Raw genomic sequence first — 17,004 nt, 5'->3', positions numbered from 1 at the left:
CGACACTCCTCGCCCACTCCGAGAATAAGCCCGGAAATAAAAAATCTCGAGACACCGTCTTGGAGATGATGTCTCGAGATTCGAAATTTTGTGCGCCCGGAGGGATTCGAACCCCCAACCTTCTGATCCGTAGTCAGATGCTCTATCCGTTGAGCTACGGGCGCAGTCCGTTGTGAAGCAGCGCGTATGCTCTGCTGTGCAACGAGAATTTACTATACCCACGGACCTGAAAACTAACAAATCGCCTGTACAGAGCCGTGTTCGGCGGGATAGCCAGCGGTGTATTGTTCACCCGCCGTTCACGCTTGAGCTCGGTGTGGAGGGCGAGGGGAGGCTATACAAGGGCGGAGGCTTCGGCATCGGAAAGCAGGGCGTCTTGAAAGGCCTGCAGGGTGGATTCATGATCGAAGTCGACGCCGATGAGCACGAGCTCCGTGCCGGGGGTTACACCATTGGCGGCCCATAAAGAAGCGGGCATAATCTGCAGGTTTGGCCCGGCCTGCTGCCACGCGTGGGCCACGCGCAGATCGGTATCGATCCAGCAATACCCCTTGGACCGCACGAGGCCCGTGCTTGCCCGGAGGGCGGCGATGAGGCGCTCGCGGTTAAAGGGGCGGTCGGCGCGAAAGACGACTGAGGAGATGCCGTATTCCTCGGTTTCTGGAGTGTGTGGGTTCGCAAGCTCTTCGGCATAGCCGTGATAGGCGGCAGCGGTGGCGGTATTGAACAAATGCGCATCGAGAACTAGCCCCGGTTCGATGACCCCGTGGGTCACCGGCACCACGCGAGCCCGTGGATTCATGGCGCGGACTGCGGCGATGACGCGCTCGGTTTCGGCGGCATCGACAAGATCGGTCTTGGTAATGAGGATAAGGTCGGCGAATTCGACTTGGTCCACTAAGAGATCAGAAATGGTGCGGTCATCTTGGGGCGTAGCCTCGATGCTTTCGGAGACGAGGCTGCGGCCGCGGCGCAATTGGTTTAAGAAGGTGGAGGCATCGACGAGGGAGACCATGGTGTCGATGGGGGCGGCATCGGCAAGCGTGGTGCCATCGGCAAATTCCCACTCAAAGGTGGCAGCCACGGGCATGGGCTCAGAAATGCCGGTGGATTCGATGACGATCTGATCAAAGCGGCCGGAGCGCGCCAGCTTGCCCACGGACTCGATGAGGTCTTCACGCAGGGTGCAGCAGATGCAGCCATTCGACAGCTCCACGAAGCGATCCTCGCCGCGTTCGAGGTGGCCTTCGCCGGCGACGAGGGCGGCATCGATATTGACCTCAGAAAAATCGTTGACGATGACCGCCAGCTTGCGCCCCTCCCGGTTCGCGAGCAGGTGGTTAAGTAGCGTGGTCTTTCCGCTGCCTAAAAATCCGGACAGCACGGTAACAGGTGTAGCCATCCTTTAATGGTAACGTTTTTCATTAAAGGATGGCTACTGAGGTGCTTAATGTCTAGACCGTCAGCCCGAAGATCGGTACCGCCAGCAGGAAGACGGTAAGGGTGATGAGGAAGATACCGATGACGTTGAGTCCAACGCCGCCCTTGATCATCTCGCCAATCTTGACGTAGCCGGAACCATAAGCAATGGCGTTCGGCGGGGTTGCCACCGGCAGCATGAAGGCACAGGTTGCGGCCAAGGCGACCGGGATGGTGAGCAGCAGGACGTTGATATCGCCTTCGGTGGTCAGGCCCACGCCCACGGCGACGCCGCCCATGATGGGAATGAAGGTGGCCGCGGTGGCGGTATTGGAGGTGATCTCCGTCAGGAAGAGGACCAGGGCGGCCACGGCTGCGACGATGAGCACGATGGGCAGGGAGCTGAGCCCCTTGGCCATCTCACCGATCCACAGGGACAAACCGGAGGAGTTGAAGGCCGAGGACAAGGAGAGGCCACCGCCGAAGAGGAGGAGGACGTCCCATGGCATTTCATTGGCCGTCTTCCAATCCAGCAGGCGGATGCGGCGCTCCGAATCGGCCGGCAGGATGAACAGGAGGATACCTGCGGCGATGCCGACGATGGCATCGTCATAATTATCAAAATCGCCAAGGACGATGGGCAGGGTTACCCAGGCCAGGGCGGCTAGGACGAAGATGATGCCGGTCATGATCTGCGGGCGGGTCCATGAGCCCAGCGCCTTGATTTCCTCGTTGATGAGCTCGCGGCCGCCGGGGATTTCGGTCATTTCCGGCTTGAAGATGGTAATCAACAGCGCCCATGCGATGAGTAGGAAGACAAGCGCCAGCGGCACGCCGACGGCCATCCAACGACCAAAGCCGAGGGTGACGTCCCAGGTATCGGCCATGTACGCATTCAAGAAGGCATTCGGCGGTGTACCAATCAGGGTACCCAGCGAGCCGATGGAGGCGGAGTACGCGATGCCCAGCATGAGGGCGGTGGCGAATTTCTTCTGCTTATCCCAACCGCCAACGGTCTCTGCGGTAAGCGCCAGCACGGACGTACCAATCGGCAGCATGACGACGGCCGTTGCGGTATTCGATACCCACATGGACAAAAAGCCGGTGGCCAGCATGAAGCCCAAAATGAGGCGGCGCGGCGAGGTGCCGATGAGCTTTACCACATAAAGCGCAAGGCGGCGATGCAGGTTCCAGCGCTGCAGCGAAAGCGCGATAAGGAAGCCACCCATGAACAAGAAAATGGTGGCAGAGGCATACGGCGCGCCGACTTCCTTAATGGTGCCCACGCTTGCGAGCGGGAAGATGACCAGCGGAATCAGCGCGGTGGCAGCCAGCGGGATGGCCTCAGTCATCCACCACACACCCATGAGGATGGTGACCGCCGCAACGGTGCGGATGGCGCTTAGCGTGTAATCGGCTTCCTCGTCCACGCCGGTGGACTGCTGGACCGTATCGATGGCATTTGAAGGGAAGATGAAAAATACGAGGATGGCCAGGGCGAGGCCGATGAAAAGGCCAATGAACTGGCGGCGCCATTCATTGCGTGGGGCACCCGGATCCTCAGCGCCCTCTGATTGGGCGGTAGATTCGTGAGTATGCGGGGTGGTCATGCCGCGAACTCCTTTGCTAGAGAGACTTTTAGCAGGGCGGGGGTGTGATAGCTCTGTCAATTACCAGCAATCGAGCCGGATCCTTGGTGCATCCCGAACATCATTCAGTCCGTGCAGAGCATACTAAGACCCTACAAAACATTTGCACCAGAAACCACAAACTTTACTGAATTCACCCCCACCGCATTTAAAATTCACACACCGCAGCTACTCACAATGTGAAATTTTCCCCACCGGTTCGCTACCCCCGCCCGGCGCGCCAGGCCCCGTGTGCCAGGGGGCCTTTATAGCCCGAGCACGGACTTGGCGATGAGGAAATAAATAATCAGACCCGTGGCATCGCAGAACGTGGAGATAAACGGATTGGAAAATACGGCAGGGTCCGCGCCAATGGTCTTTGCAACGATGGGCATCAGCCCGCCCACCGTGGCGGATATGGAGCAGATTAAAAACAGCGTCGAGCCAATGACTAGGCCAATATCTACGCCATAGACCACCGTTGCCAGGCCGAACCCTGCCAAGCCCAATACTGCACCAAGCAGCATGCCTACCCGGAGCTCGCGCCAGAGAACGGCAAGGAGGTCGCGCCCGCGGACATCGCCAAGCGCCAGCGCACGGGTGACCGTCGTTGCTGCCTGGTTTCCCGTATTGCCGCCGGTACCGGTCAGCAGCGGGATAAACAGGGAAAGCACCACGGCCTGCGCCAAGGTGTCCTCGAAGGCGTCCAGGACCCGCACGGTCAACAGCGCGGACACCGCCAGAACCAGCAGCCACACGATGCGGGACTTCACCAATTTTAATAGCGGCGTGGACAGGTACGGCTGCTGCAGGGCCTCGGTACCGCCGGCGCGCGCTGAGTCCTCGCTATCTTCTGCTTCGACGATGTCAATGGCATCATCCCAGGTCAAAAGGCCTACCAGGCGGTCCGAATCATCCACGATGGGCAATGCCAAAATATCGAGCGGCAGGAACCACCTAGCTGTGGCTTCCGCATCATCATTGGCGTTGGCATAGATGGGGCTTTGCATGATCTCCCCAATCGTGGTGCCCTCCTCCGCGGTAAAAATCTCCCGCAGCGTCACCACGCCCACTAGGCGGCGGTCCGCGCGGGTGATGGGCACCGCATAGATGGTTTCCAGCTCATCGGCCTTCGCACGCAGGGTCCGCAGCGCTTCCTCCACGCTCATTTCGGGATGGATGCCGGGGACCTCGGGCGACATGCGGCGGCCCACCGAGCCCTTGGTATAGCCCAGGACAACCCCGGTGACATCCCGCTTTGATTTGGTAAGCGAGCGCAGCAGCCGATCCGCGATTTCCGCCGGCAGCTCATCCAAAAGGGCCACGCGGTCTTCTGGCTCGAGTTCATCGAAGAACTCATAAACATCAGCATTTCCCAGCTCATCGATGATATCTGCCTGGTGCTTGGCATCCAGGGCATCAAATACCACGATGGATTTACGCCGCGGCAACAAGCGCAGGGCCAGCGCGGCGCGGATGGCATTTTGCCGCTCGACGATGGCGATGAGCTCTTGCAGTGGCACCTCATCAAGCAACGCCTGCAAGCGGGGCGCTTTTTGCGGGTCAATGGCAGAATCCTGCTTCAACCATGCCTCGACCGTATCGCTGGCCTGCTCAGTAGTATCCGCCATCGCCGTCACCTTGCCCTTCTCGCCCCTCATACCGCGGCACCGGTGGCCGCCGTAATTGATATAGCCCCACATAGATTACGCGTATCTCCCATCAGCACACAGCGCTGCGGGGAAAAATCTGCCTTTAGGCAAAAACACCCCACAAGGCAAAGGCCGCAAGCAGGGAGACCAGCCCCGCGCTACTGGCCAAGACGGCGGCGCTGGGGAGGTGGCGGTGGGTGCGCAGGGAGGCATCGACAAGCGATGCCCGCTTCCTCACCGCCAAGATCAGCACCAGCACGCCCGCCGCGAGCGCCAGCAACGGGAGAAACACACTAACGCTGACCACCCGCATGACCCCTAGGAGTATCACCGCCAGCGCGAGGATGGTGCGCTGCCACGATAGGCGGGTGCGCTCGGGCTGCAAGCCGGGGTCAAAGAGCTCCCCATGCGGCTGCGGGCTAGGCAAGTAACTCTCCTACCAGCAGCACGGCCGCGATAACGACGATGGTGCCCACCAGCACCGGGATGGCGATGCTAAAGGGCAGCGGGCGCTGTTGCCGCAAGGCACGCTCAGCCCGCTTCCATTGCACCCACGCGACTATCGGCAGCACAATCGCCACCACCAGCATGAATGCGGAAACCACCGCGCGCAGGGTCGCCGGTAGCGGCACATCGAAAGCCTCCAAGGCCACTCCCCCGGCAATCAGCGCGAGCGAGGTGCGAATCCATGCGAGGAAGGTGCGCTCATTCGCCAGCGTAAAACGCGGATCAGGGTCACTTCCTACCCCAAATACCGAGCGGGGAAACCTCGAATCGCTCATGCCTTCCTACCTTATATTCAATGCACGTCCTTAGCGCGATAAGGCCGCGAGCCTGTTCGCCGGTCACCTCGTTATGATCGGGGCCATGATTGAAGTCGCAGCCATCGTTTTCCGCAATTCCTTTGGCCACGTGCTTGGCGTACGCAAGGCCTCATCCACAAAGTTTCAGCTGCCGGGCGGCAAGCTAGAAGAAGGCGAAAGCCCTGTCCAGGCCGCTGCGCGCGAGGCGGAAGAAGAAATCGGCGTGCAGGTACGCCTACCTGAACTCACTGAGCTCGGCACCTTCACTGCCCCGGCCGCCAATGAACCGGGCCAGACCGTCCGCGGGCATATCTTTACCTACCCGCGCCCCGTCATCGCCCACGCCGCGGCCGAAATCGCCGAAACCGCCTGGATCGATCCCGCCGACCCGCAGTGCGAGCTTGCCGATCTCCTGCGTAGCAAGGTTTTTCCGGCGCTGTAAAGTGGTCAAGCTCGCGTATCAACAGAGAGCCACGCCTACACCCCGTCACCTGCGGCGGGAAGAATCGTGGACCAGCGATGACGTAACAGCCGCTCTGGGGTCAACAAGGTGTGGTTTACTACTTATTTAGACTGACGCCCTGCATTCTCCGCCCACACGCGCACTCCGACAGAAGCAGCAGTCAGAACAACAATGAAGATGGTCACTAAGCCGATGCCTATTACATCGGTCAGCCACAAAACAAATATCACCAAAGAGGCGACTGCTAAAGCGAGCAAAACTCCGTTTTTGTCTTCTGCGCTTTATCCATGTCTCCATTATTCACGATAAAAACTCACCACGCGACGAGTTCATCCTTCTGAAAAATCTCCTTGAGCACCAAAAGCGCCCTCGGAGAACTACATTTCCATTTCATGCCCGTAGCGGGGGAATACTCGTATTACGCTTGCAGAATAGGGGGCCTGGCTCCTGATTGGTGGCCACCGCATTTTGTCATTTAACCCCGTTTAGGCCTGTCGTTTAAGCTGGCAAAACAACAAAATCCCAAGCGCATTCGCCCGGGATTTGTGTGGCGGAGATGAGAGGATTCGAACCTCCGGACCCCAGAAGGGTCAACTCCTTAGCAGGGAGCCCCATTCGGCCGCTCTGGCACATCTCCAAGTTCAGAAAGAACCGTAAAAGACAATACCTGCCGCATGCGCCACGGCCAAACTAACCCCCTGGTTTTGTCCCCGGTTTTCTTCCACGCGCGCAGGAGAGACGACCTAGAGTGGTAGCCATGATTCGCTCCGACTTACGCGCCATTCCGGGCTATGTGCCCGGCGCGCGCCACGATGATGCCCTCAAGCTCTCTTCTAATGAGGCCACGCAGCCACCGCTGCCTGAGGCCGCAGAGGCTATGGCCCGCGCCACCGCCGAGGCCAATCGCTATCCGGATATCGCGGCCACCGAGTTGCGTGAGGATCTGGCCGAGCACTTAGGCGTGAGCTTCGACCAGGTTGCGGTAGGCACGGGTTCTTCCGCGCTGTGCCAGCAATTGGTACAGATCACCACCACGCCCGGTGAGGAAGTGATTTTTCCGTGGCGTTCCTTCGAGGCTTATCCCATCTTTGCCCAGGTTGTGGGCGCACGCCCCATTCCAGTTCCACTCGATGCGGACCAGCGCGTGGATTTGGCCGCGATGGCGGAGAAGATTACCGCGGATACGCGCCTAATTTTCGTCTGCAATCCGAATAATCCTTCCGGCACCACCGTGACTAAGGCGGAGTTCGCCGAATTTATGGACGCGGTGCCAAGCGATGTCCTCGTTGCCCTCGATGAGGCCTATATCGAATACAACCGGAATTCCGATACCCCGCTGGGCACCGAGCTTTTTGGCACTTATCCCAACGTGGTTTTCCTGCGGACCTTCTCCAAGGCCTATGGTTTGGCCGGCGTGCGCGTGGGCTATGCCTATGGCCCAGAAGATGTCATCGCGGCGCTGAATAAAGTAGCGATTCCGTTTTCCATCAACGCCGTGGCCCAGGCCGGTGCCCGCGCCGCGCTAGCAGCGCAGGATTCGCTGCGCGAGCGCACCGAAGAGACCTGTGACCAGCGCCAACGGGTGGAAAAGGAACTGGCAGAATGGGGCGTTCCCCACTCGGAAGCCAACCACGTATGGCTGCCGGCGGCGAATATTGAAAGGCTAGGAACGCCGCAGGAATTAGCCGCACGCCTAGCCACACGCGGCGTGCTCGTTCGCGCCTTTAGCGAAGGCATACGCATTACTATTACAACCGAGGAAGAAACTAACGCCCTGCTGCAGGCGTGGAACGATACCGTAGGAGGCTAAATGCGTTCGTTGACCAATTTTGCCCTCAATGTAGTCGCCATCGCGATTGCGCTCTGGGTCGTAGTGGGCATTATCCCCGGGATTTATATCACCCCGGATAAGCTGGGCAATTTCATTGCTGTGGCCATTGTTTTCATCATCATTAATGCGGTGGTCATGCCCGTGCTGCGTTTTATCGGCGCCCCGCTGACCTGCCTTACCCTAGGGCTATTCGCGCTCGTCATCAACGGCGCCGCCCTGCTGATCGTGGAGTGGACGCTCAATACCTTTGACTTAGGAATTGGCCACCTTGTGGTCAATTCCTGGGGCTCTGCAATCTTCGGCGCCATCGTCTTGTCCTTAGTCAGCAGCTTGGTCAATTTCTTTACCAGCCCGCTGCGCGAGCCGGTCTAAAGGAACGGGTTATCCCCCGGCGAAGGGCGGCAGCACGTCAACGCGGGTCACGCCCATGAGCGGCGAGTCCGCCTGAGTGTTGCCGGCGCCATCGATAAGAAAGTTGCAGCGCCCCAGCACCTCTTTCATGCTCATACCGGCCTCCGTAGTGCCGGTGTGGTCCTTGCCCAGCTGCTCTATGAGCTGGCCTAAGGTGGTGGGCGCTTTTACCTGCTCCGAAGCTACGCCAGCCGCGGCACGAGCGGCGGCGAAATAGTGAACGGTCAACATGCTTCCTACTATGCCCGCAGGCTTCGAACGTGTCGAACTCGCGGGTAAACTTGACGCCATGCGCACTCCCGAAACCCACGCGCACGAGGTCGCGGCTGCCCTCGGCCCGCGCGAAGTCATATCCCGGTCCTTGGGCCAGGCACAGGAGATGGTCCTTGCCTCCGATGTCTATACCACCTTCCCCTCGCCGCGCTTTAGCAATTCCCAAATGGATGGCTACGCGCTGCCTGCTACCGAAGCCGGTGCGTATGAGGTGGGCCCCACCATCGCCGCAGGCGCGGATCCCGCCGAGCTGCTGGATGGCCCTTTGCGCGCCGCCAGCCCCATCATGACCGGAGCCAAGGTTCCGGAGGGCACGGCAGCCATCGTGCCGATTGAAAAGTGCCAGCCGCAGGAGTTCCTCCAGCCGGGCGAGACCATTACAGTTCCGGCCACTGAAAAGGGCCAATTCATCCGCGGGACGGGCACGGACCTCGAGCAGGGCGCTCTCCTGGCCGCCAAGGGCGATAAGCTCACCCCGGTGCGCTTGGCCGCGCTGGCCTCCCAGGGCATCGAGGAGGTCACCGTTTACCGCCCCGCCCGCATCCTCGTGTGCACCGGCGGCGCGGAAATTGGTACGGGTATAGCTGCTATTCCCGATGCCAATGCACCGCTCATCTCTGCTATGGCCCACCGCGCCGGCATTGAGGTCGCCGGTTATGTCACCACCGATGATGATCCGGAGGTGCTCACCCGCGCGCTGGAGGAGGCCACTAAGCTCCACCGCCCCGATGCCATCGTCACCTCCGGCGGTATTTCTGCGGGCAAATACGAGGTCATCCGGCAGGTGCTCACCGGCTGGTTTGGCCACGTGGATCAGCAGCCCGGCGGGCCGCAGGGCATCGCCAGTTTCCATGGCACCCCGGTCATCTGCTTGCCCGGCAATCCGATTTCCACCATGGTGAGCTTCCGCCTCTTTGTCGCCCCCACCCTGGGCTGGGCACCCGCGGCATATCGCGTACCAATCGCGCACGCCATCGAGGGGCTGCCCCACAAGGATCAATTCCGCCGCGGGTACGCCGATGCGCAAGCCCACGTTACTGGCGGTGCTAGCTCTCACCTGCTGGCCCAAGCCGCCAATGCCACCCACCTCATCCGCATTCCTGCCGGTAAGAGCCTCAGCGCAGGAGAAAAAGTAAAGGTCTATCCCCTATGAGTTCTGCTCGCACCGCCATTGTTTTGGTCGCCTCCACCCGCGCCGCCGCCGGGGTCTACGAGGATCGCTCGGGCCCCATCGCAGTAGATTTCCTGCGCCGCAAGGGTTTCGACTGCCCTGATGCCCGCGTGGTGCCCGATGCCGATATCGCCGCAGCGGTGGACCAGGCCTTCGCCGAAAAGCCCGCGGTTATCCTTACCTCCGGCGGAACGGGCCTGACCCCGGACGATCTCACCGTCGATGCCGTACAGCCCCATCTCACGCGGGAGCTTCCCGGCATCGCCATGGCCTTTTGGAATAAAGGCTTGGAGACTATCCCCACCGCAGTGGCCTCGCGCGCGGTCGCAGGCGTCAATGACACCACCTTTGCCATGACCCTGCCCGGTTCTACCGGCGGAGTCAAAGATAGTTGCGCCGTGCTAGAGGATTTAATCGTCCACATCGTCGATATGTTAGAAGGAAAACATGAGCACTGATCCTTCTTATGTCGCCGCGCAGACTGGGCTCACTGTCGGCGCCATACTGACCGAGCAGCCCCTCGAGCCCCTCCTTGCCGCCGCCAAAGCAGAGGTCACCACCTCAGCCATGGGCGCGGTGGTCACGTTCGAGGGCATCGTGCGCGATCACGATGGCGGCCGGCCCGATGTCACTCAGCTGTCTTACTCCGCACACCCTAGCGCCCCAGAAAAGCTGCGCGAGATTGTCGATGAAGTAGCAGGCCAGCACCCCGTGCGCTTGTGGTCGGCCCACCGCACCGGCGATCTACAGGTGGGCGATTTGGCCTTTACCGTCGTCGCCGCCTCTGCCCACCGCGGCGATGCCTTCCGCGCCGCGGAGTCCTGTGCCGATCGAGTCAAGGCCGAGGTGCCCATTTGGAAGGAACAAAGCCACGGCGATGGCTCCATCAACTGGGTGGGCCTCGAATGAGCACACGCTATGCCCGCCAGGAGGCCCTGTGGGGTGATAAGGGCCAGCAGAAATTGGCTGACTCCCACGTCGCGGTCATCGGCGCGGGCGGGCTTGGCTCACCGGCGCTGCTCTACCTGGCAGGAGCCGGGGTGGGCCGCATCTCGCTTTTCGATGACGACCTCGTCTCCCCCTCCAACCTCCACCGGCAGGTCATTCACACCACCGCCTCCATTGGCACCGTAAAGACCGAATCGGCCGCAACGGCGGTGCGGGCCCTCAACCCTGAGGTGGAGCTCATCTGCCACGGCCGCCTAGAATCCGCCACCGCCCTCGAGCAGCTGCGCGGCTGCGACGTGATCCTCGATGGGACGGATAATTTCGACGCCCGCTACCTGTGCTCATGGGCCGCCCACAGCCTGGGCATTCCCCACATTTGGGCTTCTATCCTGGGCTTTGATGCGCAGATGAGCGTCTTTTGGTCCGGCAAGGGCCCTGTGTACGAGGATGTTTTCCCCACCGCTCCTGCCCCGGGCGAGGTTCCGTCGTGTTCCCAAGCCGGCGTCCTGGGCCCCATCGTTGGCACGGTGGGTTCTGCGATGGCCTTGGAGGCTTTGAAGATCATTACCGGCGTCGGTGCCCCACTTATTGGCACGCTCGGTTACTTTGAGGCGCTATCTGGGACCTGGGAGTATATCCCCATCCGCCCCACCGGCGCGCAGCCTACCCAGCCAGCCGATGCCCCCGAGGTTCGCGAGATCCCCGCGCACGCCCCGCTTATCGATGTCCGCACCGACGCCGAGCGCGCCCGCTCTGCCATTCCTCATTCAACGCATCTGCCCCTCGACCGCATCCTCGCCGGCGAAAACCCGGACATCGGCCAGGGCGATGCCGCTGTTATCTACTGCGCTAGCGGCATCCGCTCCGCGCAAGCCGTCCACGCATTGCGCGGCCGCGGCTACGAGCACGTTGTTTCACTGCGCGGCGGCATTAACGCGTGGTTGGAACAGCACGATTTGTCCTAGCCTCGCCAAACAGTGTGGGGTGCCTATGGCCTTCCGTATTTGTCTTCCTTGCCGCGAACAAAGACGAACCAGATCAGCGGCCCCAAGAAAGGAAGGGCGAAGGTAGCGGCGATAAAGAGTATCTTGGCCGCAATCGTGTACCCAGAAGCGATAATAGAAATAACCGCCGCAATCCAGAACGCGACGAGCAAAATAATGGGAAGGAACCCAAGGAACCACCACGTGTCATTAGAGTTAGTAGATTCCGCTGCTGCTACATAAAGTTCCGAGGTATTCATGACGTCCTTTCGTCGAGCATTTTTATCTCTGGGACAAAGCCAGCACCGCATCGATACCTGACTTGCCCTGTACATTTCCAAGATTAAGTCTGCGCCGCACTAGGCGCGTCATCCCCCGGTATGAAATGCCACAGCAGAATCCCACTGATCTAAGAGGTCTTCCGGTGCCCTGTCATCTCTAGGTTCGCTTTGTCGCCATCTAAGGTGAGGTTTCCCGTCAGTTCCTGCGTGGCCACAGCACCCGATTCGCCTTCCCCATAGGCACGCCACGTTACTGTCACGGTATCGTCGGTCCACTCCAGCTGATTAATATGCCTGCGTGCTGGCTCCATGCCATTACGGGTCCAGTCTTCTACCTGGGTAATGTAATTCAGGTCATTGTCATAAATGAGCAAGTTATCCGGCCAGGCCACGCCGCCTTGATCGCAGACATAGGTAATAACGGCTTCATCTTTGCCATCACCGTTGATATCGGCGTAAGCACCCTTAGGGGTTCCATCCTTGTTGAGCTTTAGCCCGGCGGCAGCATTGGGATATCCAGTCTTTAAGTGCTCGGGCAAAGTCCCATCCACCAACGTGCCGGCGTCATGCTCACACAACGCTGGTACCCACAAGGAGTACAAGTCTTCCACCGGGATGATCTTATTTTCCCCTGAAGTCGCAGATTTCTGGGCCTTTTCCGTCACTGTCGCAGTGCTCGGCTCCGTCGCGGAATCTGAGGCTCCAGCACCTTCATCATCCGTGTTTGAACTGGAGGATTCTTCGCTGACCTCGGAGGTCGCGCTAGATCCGGTGAAATTCGGCTCGCTATCGGCCTTATTAGGTTCATCGGAATTAGAGCAACCGGAAACAAAAGCGACAGCGGTCACGGCCAGGATCGCGCAAGGAGAGGTGAGAGAATTAGGCATAAGCGCAGCATACAGTGCTAGGGCGGCTGGATTCGCGCCAATGGAGGTAAAAATGAGAATTCGGCAACCTGGCGGGAACCAGAAGCTAGTCAACTATCATCTTGTTGTGGGTCACTTTTGGAAAGGAAGTAGGGGGCTCCGTTCTGATTCCAGACAAATTTCTAATGCATATCAGGTTTACCATCATCGCTAGAAATCAGGATGGGTCAGCGCATGAATAAACCCCGAGACCAAATGGCCTCGGGGATTTATTTTCTCGCTTCTTAAATCTTAGAAGCCGAGGATGGAGCGGTTAAACTCGTTAACAGCGTCCGGAACCAGGTAAGGCACCTGACGGAAGAACAGGCTTGCCTGCTCAAGAGCGTCCCAGCCGGTGGAGACTGCGGAGTGTGCTGCTTCCTGTACGTTGGATACAAGATCAAGAATCATTTCAGAATTCCTTTCGAGGTTGGAAAATTCTTATACGCGTTTCCGCGCGCACTGATCATTGTATGTGGTTAGGTGCGGTGATGTGCAACTTTCGAGTAGGCAGTTTATAGATTTGTTAGAAAACAATCGTCCTGGGGTTTAAACGATCTGCATTACATTTTCTTTCTATCTAAAACTTTCGCGCAATAAATTTTAGTTTCAAAGATGATCAAGGGAAGTAGGGAAAGGTTCCACGTTTTCCCGTCCGAGGAAAGGATGAGCCGTACAGACAAGACAAAACCCCTAGTCAGCTGGGACTAGGGGAAATGCTCTCTGCGGAGACGGCGGGATTTGAACCCGCGGAGGAATAAACCTCGCCGGTTTTCAAGACCGGTGCATTCGGCCGCTCTGCCACGTCTCCATCGTGCCGAAGAGGCAACTCGGTTAGCTTACTAAACGGTCCCGCGCGAATCACATTGCCCCACAAGGAAATGGACGTGGCGCACACCACACCCCCTCCATTACATTGGCCGTATGAGTGCTACACAGATGAAGGCAATCGTCCAAACCGATCCTGATACCCCACGGTCGCTAGAGCTACAGGACGTAGACGTTCCTGAGCTGCGTTCCGGCGAGGTACTGGTGAAGGTGAAGGCCGCGGGTGTCAACCGCGGCGATATTCTGCAGACGATGGGCGCGTACCCGCCGCCGCCAGGGGCATCGGACATCATTGGGCTGGAGGCCGCCGGCGTGATTGAGGATGCCGGCGATACGGACTGGGAAGCCGACACCGAGGTCGGATGCCTACTCGCAGGCGGCGGCTATGCGGAATACGTCGCCGTCCCGCAGGGCCAGCTGCTTCCGCTGCCCAAGGGATTTAGCCTGGAAGAAACCGCGGCCGTGGTTGAGGTCGGCTGCACCGTGTGGTCCAACCTGGGCATCGAAGCGGGCCTGCACGAGGGCCAGCGCGTGCTCATCCACGGCGGTGGCGGCGGCATCGGCACCTTTGCCATCCAGGTAGCCAAGGCGTTGGGCGCCGAGGTAGCTGTCACCGCCGGATCACAGGAAAAGCTAGACCGTTGCCGCGAGCTCGGCGCGGATATTCTCATCAACTACAAGGAGCAGGATTTCGTCGATAAGCTCAAGGGCAGCTGCGATGTCATCCTGGATATCATCGGCGCGAAGTACCTGGAAAAGAACATGAAGTGCCTGGCCAAGGACGGCAAGCTCATCATCATTGGCATGCAGGGCGGCACCAAGGCGGATATCAACCTGGCCCCCATGCTGCCGAAGCGCCTGACCATTCAGGGCACGACGCTGCGCGCGCGTGATTTGGACGATAAGGCGGAGATCGTCGCCGGCACCATCAAGAATGTGTGGCCCATGCTGGAAGATGGCCGCGTGAAGCACGCGCTGCACGGCACGTACCCGCTTGCCGATGCCGCCAAAGCCCACGCCGCCCTCGACAGCGGCGAGGTCACCGGCACGCTGGTGCTTACGGTGTAGTTTCCCAGCGCGCCTTCCTTAGGCGAGCGAGGCAACGACGCGCACGAGGTGCTCGATATCGTGGTGGGTATTAAACGGGCCCAATGCTACGGTGACGGCACCGCCGATTTCTTCCACGCCCATTTCCGTGAGCAGCGGCGTTTGTGGGGCCAGCGTGGTGACGAGCCCATTATCAAAGAGGCGCTTGTACACCGTCTCCGCGGGCACGCCCTGGACCGCAAAGGTAAGGCGCGGCAAGCGATTATCGGATGCGCCCGCTGCCGCCTCGCCGGTAACACCCAGGATGTGTACGGCGGGAAGCGTGCTCAAAAATGAGTACAGATCCGCGCGCAAGTCCTCGAGGTAGGCGCTCAAGGCGGTCATGGACTTATTAAGCCGCACCCGGCGCGATCCCTTATCCCCACCGGCCAGGGCCGCGAGGTGATCTACCAGTGGGCCCACTCCGCCGGCTAAGCCGGAGGAGACGGGGGTTTCTAGCTTGCGGCCGTCTTCCTTGGAATAGATGGGATTTAGGGCATCCAGGCGGCGGAGCATGCGCGTATCGCGGAAGACCAAGGCAGCCATTTGCGGCCCGCCCAGCAGCCCGATGTCGATGCCCACGATATCCGCGCCCAGCTCATCGAAGCGGATGGGGCGGTAGGGCGCGATTGCGGAGACATCGAGAAGCGTCCAGGCACGCGAACGCCCCCGCACCGTGTCAATGATCTCCTCAGCTGGGGATACCGTGCCCAAAAGCTCATGCGCGGCGGAAAAGGAAACGAGCCTTGTAGAGCCATCGACAAGCTCTGCGAACTGGAATCCCGGCAATTCGCCGGTGCCAAGGTCCGGCTGCGCCCAGCGGATATCGGCGCGCACGTCAGAAAAAGCGGAATACAGCGTGGGAGGATCCAGCTTGGACAGCACCACCGAGGAATTGCTGCCCAATAGTGGGCGTGCCGCACGCGACAGGGATTGGTACAGCACGGGCAGGGATGGGCCAAGGACCACACGGTCTGCCTTGGAAGCGGTGAGATCCGCAATGGCCATGCGCGCTGCTGCATAGTTGCCATCGCCTGCCAACCGGCCCGGCTCGGGCGCGGCCGAGTGGGCGCCGCCTGGTCCCTCTTGCGTCGCTACCGCCGTCGCCATCCGGAAAGACCGGGCAACGCCGGAGGTCACGCGCTCCGAAATTTGGGGCACCGCGTGCGCATTGAGGTATGTCCAGCCATCAGATAGTCCGGTGTACAAACCTCGCGCACTAAAGACGTCATAGTGTGCCGAAGCTGCTGGCATTAGGTCCCCTTCTTCATCGCACTGAACAACTGCCACCACGTGGCGGTCGATTCCCTACTGTATACGCGTTTGCTCTCAGTTTCCCAAATCTGAATTTTCCCTGGGCATCACTGTTTTCCCAGGCTAGCGGCGTGTAGTTCCCGTTTGCCCAGCACGCGCGCTAGGGTGTTGGGCGTGCAAGATAACAATCAACTGCGCGCTGATATCGCCCGCATGACCTCCCAGCCAGAAGGCGAGGCTATCCCAGCGTCCCAGTCCATGACCCTCAAAGCTGCTTTCGCAGACCTTATGCGGGGTGCACAGCAGCGTGAGCTGTGGTTCAAGCTGGGCCTGCAAGATATCAAGCAGCGCTACCGCCGCTCCGTCCTCGGCCCATTCTGGATCACCATCGCCACCGGTGTGATGGCGCTTGCCTTGGGCCTCTTGTATTCCATGCTTTTTCAGATTCCCGTCGCGGAATTCCTTCCCCACGTCACCGTGGGCCTTATTATGTGGACCTTTATTTCGGGCTGCATTAAGGAAGGGTCCACGGTCTTTATTGATAATGAGGGACTGATTAAGCAGCTTCCCGCCCCGCTTTCGGTGCACGTGTACCGGCTGGTGTGGCGCCAAACCCTGTTTTTGGGCCATAACCTCATCATCTGGCTCTTGCTAATCATGATCTTCCCGCGCAACTTGGGCTGGGAATTCTTCCTCTTTATCCCCGGGCTACTGCTCCTGCTCATTAACGGCGTGTGGGTCACCATGTTCTTTGGCATCATCGCCACGCGCTTCCGCGATGTCGCCCCGCTGCTTGATGCCCTGACGCAGCTACTGTTCTACGTCACCCCAATCGTCTGGATGACCAATACGCTCAAGGACCAAGGCGGTGCGGTGGCGGACCGCGCCCGCATCGCGGAAATCAACCCGCTGTATCACTACTTGGAAATCGTGCGCGCCCCAATGATTGGTGAGCCCGTTGCCGCCTACCACTGGTGGATCGTCATCGGCTGCACCGCAATCGGCTTGTTCATCGCTGGGCTAGTCATGCGCAAGTGGCGCTTCCGCGTGAGCTACTGGGTATAGCTT

19 protein-coding genes and 3 tRNA genes are annotated in these 17,004 nt (G+C 59.8%); 9 read left to right on the top strand and 13 right to left on the bottom strand.

The genetic code is table 11. The annotated features are described in order from the left end of the window. Positions 1 to 91: 91 nt before the first annotated feature. The 6 genes from ACLI1O_RS00735 to ACLI1O_RS00710 all read right to left on the bottom strand — a co-directional run bounded on the left by ACLI1O_RS00735 (position 92) and on the right by ACLI1O_RS00710 (position 5,481). Positions 92 to 164: transfer RNA gene (locus ACLI1O_RS00735), tRNA-Arg, on the bottom strand. 170 nt (positions 165 to 334) lie between these two features. Further along, complete coding sequence (locus tag ACLI1O_RS00730; protein ID WP_239269633.1) at positions 335 to 1,402, bottom strand: GTP-binding protein; 1,068 nt, start codon at positions 1,400 to 1,402, stop codon at positions 335 to 337. Positions 1,403 to 1,454: 52 nt separating this feature from the next. After that, the gene (locus ACLI1O_RS00725) at positions 1,455 to 3,029 is read right to left on the bottom strand and encodes an SLC13 family permease (protein ID WP_239269634.1); all 1,575 of its coding nucleotides are present in this window, start codon (positions 3,027 to 3,029) and stop codon (positions 1,455 to 1,457) included. Between the two features lie 284 nt (positions 3,030 to 3,313). Beyond that, entirely contained in the window at positions 3,314 to 4,678 is a 1,365-nt protein-coding gene (gene mgtE, locus ACLI1O_RS00720) for a magnesium transporter (protein WP_239269635.1), read from the bottom strand. Positions 4,679 to 4,802: 124 nt separating this feature from the next. Then, on the bottom strand, positions 4,803 to 5,126 hold the full coding sequence (locus ACLI1O_RS00715; RefSeq protein ID WP_239269636.1) for a DUF202 domain-containing protein: 324 nt from the start codon (positions 5,124 to 5,126) through the stop codon (positions 4,803 to 4,805). Next, the gene (locus ACLI1O_RS00710) at positions 5,119 to 5,481 is read right to left on the bottom strand and encodes a YidH family protein (protein ID WP_239269637.1); all 363 of its coding nucleotides are present in this window, start codon (positions 5,479 to 5,481) and stop codon (positions 5,119 to 5,121) included. Before ACLI1O_RS00710 ends, ACLI1O_RS00715 begins: the two co-directional genes overlap by 8 nt. A gap of 85 nt (positions 5,482 to 5,566) precedes the next feature. Between ACLI1O_RS00710 and ACLI1O_RS00705 the strand changes: the two genes are divergently transcribed. After that, a complete protein-coding gene (locus ACLI1O_RS00705; RefSeq protein WP_239269638.1) occupies positions 5,567 to 5,944 on the top strand; it encodes an NUDIX hydrolase in 378 nt (125 codons plus the stop codon). A gap of 569 nt (positions 5,945 to 6,513) precedes the next feature. On the opposite strand, the gene ACLI1O_RS00700 is transcribed toward ACLI1O_RS00705, so the two are convergent. Continuing rightward, positions 6,514 to 6,602, bottom strand: a tRNA-Ser gene (locus ACLI1O_RS00700). 120 nt (positions 6,603 to 6,722) lie between these two features. Here ACLI1O_RS00700 and hisC point away from each other — a divergent pair. Both hisC and ACLI1O_RS00690 read left to right on the top strand, forming a co-directional pair. Beyond that, the gene (hisC, locus tag ACLI1O_RS00695; RefSeq protein ID WP_239269639.1) at positions 6,723 to 7,775 is read left to right on the top strand and encodes a histidinol-phosphate transaminase; all 1,053 of its coding nucleotides are present in this window, start codon (positions 6,723 to 6,725) and stop codon (positions 7,773 to 7,775) included. Then, on the top strand, positions 7,776 to 8,168 hold the full coding sequence (locus ACLI1O_RS00690) for a phage holin family protein (RefSeq protein ID WP_239269640.1): 393 nt from the start codon (positions 7,776 to 7,778) through the stop codon (positions 8,166 to 8,168). A 9-nt stretch (positions 8,169 to 8,177) separates the two neighbouring features. Here ACLI1O_RS00690 and ACLI1O_RS00685 read toward each other — a convergent pair whose 3' ends face one another. Further along, positions 8,178 to 8,438 carry a MoaD/ThiS family protein gene (locus ACLI1O_RS00685; RefSeq protein ID WP_023016533.1) on the bottom strand — a complete coding sequence of 87 codons (261 nt, stop codon included), beginning with the start codon at positions 8,436 to 8,438 and terminating at the stop codon, positions 8,178 to 8,180. Positions 8,439 to 8,496: 58 nt separating this feature from the next. On the opposite strand from ACLI1O_RS00685, the gene ACLI1O_RS00680 reads away from it, so the two are divergent. From ACLI1O_RS00680 to ACLI1O_RS00665, 4 genes are read left to right on the top strand one after another with little or no spacing between them, the layout of a single operon-like run. After that, positions 8,497 to 9,633 carry a molybdopterin molybdotransferase MoeA gene (locus ACLI1O_RS00680; protein WP_239269641.1) on the top strand — a complete coding sequence of 379 codons (1,137 nt, stop codon included), beginning with the start codon at positions 8,497 to 8,499 and terminating at the stop codon, positions 9,631 to 9,633. Then, complete coding sequence (locus ACLI1O_RS00675) at positions 9,630 to 10,109, top strand: MogA/MoaB family molybdenum cofactor biosynthesis protein (RefSeq protein WP_239269642.1); 480 nt, start codon at positions 9,630 to 9,632, stop codon at positions 10,107 to 10,109. The genes ACLI1O_RS00680 and ACLI1O_RS00675 overlap by 4 nt, the downstream gene beginning before the upstream one ends. Next, the gene (locus tag ACLI1O_RS00670; protein WP_023024915.1) at positions 10,099 to 10,560 is read left to right on the top strand and encodes a molybdenum cofactor biosynthesis protein MoaE; all 462 of its coding nucleotides are present in this window, start codon (positions 10,099 to 10,101) and stop codon (positions 10,558 to 10,560) included. Before ACLI1O_RS00675 ends, ACLI1O_RS00670 begins: the two co-directional genes overlap by 11 nt. Beyond that, positions 10,557 to 11,564: a ThiF family adenylyltransferase gene (locus tag ACLI1O_RS00665; protein ID WP_239269643.1), complete on the top strand. Its 1,008-nt coding sequence runs from the start codon at positions 10,557 to 10,559 to the stop codon at positions 11,562 to 11,564. Before ACLI1O_RS00670 ends, ACLI1O_RS00665 begins: the two co-directional genes overlap by 4 nt. 23 nt (positions 11,565 to 11,587) lie before the next feature. Here ACLI1O_RS00665 and ACLI1O_RS00660 read toward each other — a convergent pair whose 3' ends face one another. The 4 genes from ACLI1O_RS00660 to ACLI1O_RS00645 form a co-directional block, all read right to left on the bottom strand. Then, positions 11,588 to 11,842, bottom strand: coding sequence for a hypothetical protein (locus ACLI1O_RS00660; RefSeq protein ID WP_023024910.1), 255 nt, complete (start codon positions 11,840 to 11,842; stop codon positions 11,588 to 11,590). 149 nt (positions 11,843 to 11,991) lie between these two features. After that, positions 11,992 to 12,750: a hypothetical protein gene (locus ACLI1O_RS00655; protein WP_239269644.1), complete on the bottom strand. Its 759-nt coding sequence runs from the start codon at positions 12,748 to 12,750 to the stop codon at positions 11,992 to 11,994. Between the two features lie 270 nt (positions 12,751 to 13,020). Then, entirely contained in the window at positions 13,021 to 13,179 is a 159-nt protein-coding gene (locus tag ACLI1O_RS00650) for a hypothetical protein (protein WP_023024906.1), read from the bottom strand. Positions 13,180 to 13,494: 315 nt separating this feature from the next. Then, positions 13,495 to 13,579: transfer RNA gene (locus ACLI1O_RS00645), tRNA-Ser, on the bottom strand. 128 nt (positions 13,580 to 13,707) lie between these two features. Here ACLI1O_RS00645 and ACLI1O_RS00640 point away from each other — a divergent pair. Beyond that, positions 13,708 to 14,664, top strand: coding sequence for an NAD(P)H-quinone oxidoreductase (locus tag ACLI1O_RS00640; RefSeq protein ID WP_284772160.1), 957 nt, complete (start codon positions 13,708 to 13,710; stop codon positions 14,662 to 14,664). Between the two features lie 18 nt (positions 14,665 to 14,682). Here the strand turns inward: ACLI1O_RS00640 and ACLI1O_RS00635 are convergent, their stop codons facing one another. Next, positions 14,683 to 15,936 carry an aminotransferase class V-fold PLP-dependent enzyme gene (locus ACLI1O_RS00635; protein ID WP_284772158.1) on the bottom strand — a complete coding sequence of 418 codons (1,254 nt, stop codon included), beginning with the start codon at positions 15,934 to 15,936 and terminating at the stop codon, positions 14,683 to 14,685. A 213-nt stretch (positions 15,937 to 16,149) separates the two neighbouring features. Here ACLI1O_RS00635 and ACLI1O_RS00630 point away from each other — a divergent pair, with 213 nt between their 5' ends. Beyond that, the gene (locus tag ACLI1O_RS00630; RefSeq protein ID WP_051138399.1) at positions 16,150 to 17,001 is read left to right on the top strand and encodes an ABC transporter permease; all 852 of its coding nucleotides are present in this window, start codon (positions 16,150 to 16,152) and stop codon (positions 16,999 to 17,001) included. Positions 17,002 to 17,004 lie beyond the last annotated feature (3 nt).

The sequence above is a fragment of the Corynebacterium sp. LaCa78 genome (genome assembly GCF_046717505.1).
Taxonomy (GTDB): Bacteria; Actinomycetota; Actinomycetes; order Mycobacteriales; family Mycobacteriaceae; genus Corynebacterium.
The sequence above is the reverse complement of the archived record's forward strand: the minus strand, read 5'-3'. Positions and strand labels throughout refer to the sequence as shown.

Coding starts and splice junctions, on each gene's coding strand:
- ACLI1O_RS00690 (WP_239269640.1), top strand. CDS start 7,776: ATGCGTTCGTTGACCAATTTTGCCCTCAATGTAGTCGCCATCGCGATT.
- ACLI1O_RS00685 (WP_023016533.1), bottom strand. CDS start 8,438: ATGTTGACCGTTCACTATTTCGCCGCCGCTCGTGCCGCGGCTGGCGTA.
- mgtE (WP_239269635.1), bottom strand. CDS start 4,678: ATGGCGGATACTACTGAGCAGGCCAGCGATACGGTCGAGGCATGGTTG.
- ACLI1O_RS00680 (WP_239269641.1), top strand. CDS start 8,497: ATGCGCACTCCCGAAACCCACGCGCACGAGGTCGCGGCTGCCCTCGGC.
- ACLI1O_RS00725 (WP_239269634.1), bottom strand. CDS start 3,029: ATGACCACCCCGCATACTCACGAATCTACCGCCCAATCAGAGGGCGCT.
- ACLI1O_RS00655 (WP_239269644.1), bottom strand. CDS start 12,750: ATGCCTAATTCTCTCACCTCTCCTTGCGCGATCCTGGCCGTGACCGCT.
- ACLI1O_RS00650 (WP_023024906.1), bottom strand. CDS start 13,179: ATGATTCTTGATCTTGTATCCAACGTACAGGAAGCAGCACACTCCGCA.
- hisC (WP_239269639.1), top strand. CDS start 6,723: ATGATTCGCTCCGACTTACGCGCCATTCCGGGCTATGTGCCCGGCGCG.
- ACLI1O_RS00660 (WP_023024910.1), bottom strand. CDS start 11,842: ATGAATACCTCGGAACTTTATGTAGCAGCAGCGGAATCTACTAACTCT.
- ACLI1O_RS00670 (WP_023024915.1), top strand. CDS start 10,099: ATGAGCACTGATCCTTCTTATGTCGCCGCGCAGACTGGGCTCACTGTC.
- ACLI1O_RS00675 (WP_239269642.1), top strand. CDS start 9,630: ATGAGTTCTGCTCGCACCGCCATTGTTTTGGTCGCCTCCACCCGCGCC.
- ACLI1O_RS00630 (WP_051138399.1), top strand. CDS start 16,150: ATGACCTCCCAGCCAGAAGGCGAGGCTATCCCAGCGTCCCAGTCCATG.
- ACLI1O_RS00635 (WP_284772158.1), bottom strand. CDS start 15,936: ATGCCAGCAGCTTCGGCACACTATGACGTCTTTAGTGCGCGAGGTTTG.
- ACLI1O_RS00710 (WP_239269637.1), bottom strand. CDS start 5,481: ATGAGCGATTCGAGGTTTCCCCGCTCGGTATTTGGGGTAGGAAGTGAC.
- ACLI1O_RS00730 (WP_239269633.1), bottom strand. CDS start 1,402: ATGGCTACACCTGTTACCGTGCTGTCCGGATTTTTAGGCAGCGGAAAG.
- ACLI1O_RS00640 (WP_284772160.1), top strand. CDS start 13,708: ATGAAGGCAATCGTCCAAACCGATCCTGATACCCCACGGTCGCTAGAG.
- ACLI1O_RS00665 (WP_239269643.1), top strand. CDS start 10,557: ATGAGCACACGCTATGCCCGCCAGGAGGCCCTGTGGGGTGATAAGGGC.
- ACLI1O_RS00705 (WP_239269638.1), top strand. CDS start 5,567: ATGATTGAAGTCGCAGCCATCGTTTTCCGCAATTCCTTTGGCCACGTG.